We start from the raw sequence: 4,421 nt of genomic DNA on the forward strand, positions 1-4,421 counted from the left end.
AGGGTCTGCTCGGAGCTCACGGATTTCACGGGCCGCACCGGGGTGACCCGGCTGCGGTCAACACCGGTTGAAAACTCATAAAGCCGCGTGCCGAAACTGCCCAAATGCCGAACCAAAACAGCCTTGTCATAGCCGGCCACATCCCCCAGGGTGGAAATGCCCATGCGCTGCAGTTTTTCCCCGGCCACCCGCCCGACACCGGGCACTTTCTGCACCGGCAGGCTGTAAATGAAATCGGCTGTTTGTTCCGCAGGGATCACCACCAGGCCGTCGGGCTTTTCCAGATCCGAAGCGATCTTGGCAAGAAACTTCAGGGGCGCGATGCCCACCGAGCAGGTAAGGCCCGTGTTCTGCCGGACGGCCTGCTTGATCTGCGCGCCGATGGATTCCGGATCTCCCAGAAGGCGGGCGCATCCGGTGATATCCAGGTAGGCCTCGTCTATGGACACCGGCTCCACCAACGGGGAAAATCCGGACAGAATATTCATGATCCGCCGGGAAAGCTCCTTGTACCGCCAGGGCCTGGGGGAGAGAAAAACCCCTTCGGCGCACAGGCGGCGGGCCCGGTACATGGGCATGGCTGAGCGAACCCCATATTTTCTGGCCTCATAGCTGGCCGCAGACACCACCCCACGGTCCGAGATCCCGCCCACGATCACGCACCTGCCTGCCAGCGCCGGATCATCTTTTTTTTCCACTGACGCGAAAAACGCGTCCATGTCCACGTGAACAATCATGGCCCAAGTCTTTGTTTTTTTCTCATATCAATCCGCAAACACCGGAACGCGAGCAAACTGCACCACGTCCACCAATCCCTTGTCCGTAAGCCGCAGCTCCGGGATTACGGGCAGGGCCAAAAAGGAAAGGGCCATAAACGGATCCGCCATTGCGCAGCCCAGGTCTGCAGCCGCCTGGTTGAGGTTTTCAATCTTGTCCTGCACCGCAGAAAGGGCCTGATCCGACATGAGCCCGGCAATGGGCAGGGCCAAAGACGCGGCTGTCTTTTGATCCGCAGCCACGGCCAGCCCCCCGCCCATGTCAATGACGGCCCTGACAGCCGCGCAGATGTCTTCGTCATCCACACCTGCGGCAATGATATTGTGGGAATCATGGGCCACGCTGCCGGCAATGGCCCCGGACCGCAGCCCGAAGCCGGTGACAAAACTCAGGCCGATATTGCCCGTGGCCTTGTGGCGCTCCACCACGGCCAGCTTGATCAGATCCCGGCCCGGGTCGGACACGGCATGCCCGTCTTTTATCCGGGCTTCCAGGATGCGACCTTGTGTGGTGATCTGGCCCGGGCACAGACCAATCACCCGAACCCTGCGGCCCCGGGCGGGGATCGCAAAATCCGGGTCGGAATTGCCCACGTTCATGGAACCCGGATAACCGCCGGGCTCGGCTCCGGGATCGGGAAAAACCGCCTCCCCGTTTTCTGCCGCCAGAATCCCGGCGCAATAAACCGAAGAAATGTCAAAGCGCTGCAGATCTTGTACCACCACCAAATCAGCCCGGCGGCCCGGGGCGATGGCCCCCAGCCGGTGCAGGCCGAAGTAGGCGGCCGGGTTGATGGTGGCCAGAGACACGGCCGTGACCGGATCAAGGCCCCTTCCCACGGCCCGCCTGATGATATAATCGATGCTGCCCTGGTTTAAAAGATCCTGGGGATGGCGGTCATCTGTGCACCACATGATCCGGCCGGCGGTTTTGTCATTGACAATTGGCAGCAGGTCATCAAGGTTTTTTGCGCCCGTGGCCTCCCGGATCATGATGTGCATGCCCAGGCTGAGTTTTTCCATGGCCTCGGCGGCAGACACACATTCATGATCACTTGTGATGCCGGCGGCCAGGTAGGCCGCCAGGTCCTTTCCCGAAAGCCCCGGGGCATGACCCTCCACGGATTTGTGATGATCCGCCGCCGCCCGGATTTTCTCCAGGACCCCGGCATCAGCGTTAATCACCCCGGGAAAATTCATCATTTCGCCCAGGCCCAGAACCCGCGGATGGGACAAAAGCGGCATGAGGCTCCGGGCATCGAGAACCGCACCCGCGGTTTCCATGTTTGTTGCCGGGACACAGGAGGGCAGCGTAAAATAGATGTTCATGGGCTGTTTTTCGGCTGCCGCCAGCATGTAGGCAATGCCGTCTGTGCCCATGACATTGGCGATTTCATGGGGGTCTGCCACCACCGTGGTCACCCCGTGGGGCAAAACCGCCCGCACGAATTGCGAAACACTGGTCATGGCGCTTTCAATGTGCACGTGGGCGTCAATGAGGCCGGGGCACACATAAGCGTTGTTGACCGAAACAGTCTGCAGGGCCGGATAGTCGCCGATTCCGGCAATGTATCCGTCTTTTATGGCAATGCTGCCTTTGGTGATCCGCCCGGAAAACACGTTGACAATGCGGGCGTCTGTGATCAGCAGGTCTGCGGGCACCGCAGCCCGGGCTGCGGCAATCAGGCCGGAAATGTCCATGAAATTCCTCTATGGTTGGTGTTTATCGGTTTGCGCCACCCTTTGACAAATCCGGTTGACCTCCGCCATCACCGCCCCAACATCCATGTGCAGCAGCCGTTGGTTTTCCACCAGAAACCTGCCGTCAACCAGCACATGGGAGACATCTGCGCCGCGGACAGCGTAAACCAGGTGGGATTCCGGGTGATATAGGGGACACAGATGCGGTCTTCGGGTGTCAATGACAATGAGATCAGCGGCCTTGCCCGGCTCCACAGAGCCGATGAGATGATCCAGGCCCAGGCTTTCCGCCCCCTGGATGGTGGCCATGCGCACAACGGTTTGGGCATCCATCACCATTGGGTCCATGGCCGCGGCCTTGTGGAGTTTTGCGGCAAAACCCATGGTTTCAAACATGTCCAGGTTATTGTTGCTGGCACACCCGTCTGTTCCCAGCCCCGCGCAAATACCAACGGCCAGCATGGCCGGCACAGGAGCAATGCCCGAGGCCAGCTTCATGTTGCTTTCGGGATTGTGGCTGACTTTTGTGCCCGTGTCTTGAAAAATGGCAATATCCTCAGGGCTGAGCCACACGCAGTGAGACGCCAGGGTGTTTGGGCCCAGCACCCCCAAATCCGCCAGATAAGCCGCCACAGAGCGGCTTTGGCCGATGTTGGCGTTTTCCGCCTCGGTTCGGGTTTCCGCCACGTGGATCTGGAAAATCACCCCTGCCTTGTCTGCGGCCTGTTTTGCCCGCTGCAGAGTTTGCTCCGAGCAGGTGTAGGGGGAATGGCAGAAAATCGACGGGGTGATCCCGGCATTTTTGTCCTTCCATTGATCTACAAACCCCAGGGCCGTGTCTATGTTTTTTGCCGGATCCGGGCAGTCCGGGGCCGGAAAATCAATGACGCCCTGTCCGAGCACCGCCCGGATCCCGGCCTGGGCAACCGCTTCGGCCACAAAATTTTCATAAAAATAACCGTCACAGCAGGCGGTGGTGCCGGACAGCAGCATTTCCGCACATGACAACAGGGTGGCGGCATGCACGGTTTCCGGATGGATATGGGCGGCCTCGGCCGGAAAAATATGGCCGGTAAGCCATTTATCCAGGGCCAGGTCATCGGCCAGGCCGCGAAACAAAGACATGGGCAGATGCGTGTGGGTGTTGACCAGCCCCGGCATCACAATGCCGCCGCAGGCATCGATTACCTGTCTGGCTCCGGCTGGATTGCCGGTCCCGTCAGAACCCACAAACTCAATGCGTCCGTCTTTTATGGCCACCGCCCCGTTTTCAATGATTTCAAAATCCGGGTTCACCGTAACCACCACTGCATTGTGGATCAAAATATCGGCCAACTGCCCCAAAACTGTCCCCTTTGCATGATTGACGAACGTGAAAGGAAGCCCTGCGGTCGGACTTTGGTTATTTCGCTCCTGACCGTTTACGGAGTTTTCCGTAAACGGTCAATGTCGCTTACAAACCGACCCCGACCTTGAACTTCCTTGGCAGCGTTCACCCTGGGCCGAAGCCCGCGGGACCTTAACAGCAACTTTTTTGAAGTGACTTACAAGGCGTTTCTGAGGGGCTTCCTTTCACGTTCGTCAATCATACAAAGGGGACGGTTTTGGGGCAGGTGGCCGATATTTTGATCCGCAATGCCATGGTGGTTACGGTGAACCCGGATTTTGAAATCATTGAAAACGGGGCGGTGGCCATAAAAGACGGGCGCATTGAGTTTGTGGGTTCTGACGGGACCGGCAATCCAGCCGAAGCCCGGCAGGTCATTGATGCCTGCGGCGGTATTGTGATGCCGGGGCTGGTCAACACTCACACCCACCTGCCCATGTCTTTGTTTCGCGGCCTGGCCGATGACCTGGCCCTGGATAAATGGCTTACCGGCCATATTTTTCCGGCCGAGGCCGCCCATATCCATCCGGAAACCGTGCATGCCGCCACCCTGTTGT

General features: G+C 59.0%; 4 protein-coding genes. 1 reads left to right on the forward strand and 3 read right to left on the reverse strand.

Translation table 11 applies throughout. From position 1 onward, the window contains the following. The 3 genes from dinB to R6U41_RS11310 form a co-directional block, all read right to left on the reverse strand. The coding region (dinB, locus tag R6U41_RS11300) for a DNA polymerase IV (protein WP_410269940.1) at positions 1-737 on the reverse strand (737 nt) is incomplete at its 3' end. A gap of 27 nt (positions 738-764) precedes the next feature. Beyond that, positions 765-2,477, reverse strand: coding sequence for an adenine deaminase (gene ade / locus R6U41_RS11305; RefSeq protein ID WP_410269941.1), 1,713 nt, complete (start codon positions 2,475-2,477; stop codon positions 765-767). A 9-nt stretch (positions 2,478-2,486) separates the two neighbouring features. Beyond that, positions 2,487-3,821, reverse strand: coding sequence for an amidohydrolase (locus R6U41_RS11310; protein WP_410269942.1), 1,335 nt, complete (start codon positions 3,819-3,821; stop codon positions 2,487-2,489). 269 nt (positions 3,822-4,090) lie between these two features. Here R6U41_RS11310 and R6U41_RS11315 point away from each other — a divergent pair. Beyond that, a partial coding sequence (locus R6U41_RS11315; protein ID WP_410269943.1) for an amidohydrolase family protein occupies positions 4,091-4,421 on the forward strand: 331 nt, incomplete at its 3' end.

It is taken from the genome of Desulfosalsimonas sp. (assembly GCF_046483245.1).
Classification (GTDB): domain Bacteria; phylum Desulfobacterota; class Desulfobacteria; order Desulfobacterales; family Desulfosalsimonadaceae; genus Desulfosalsimonas.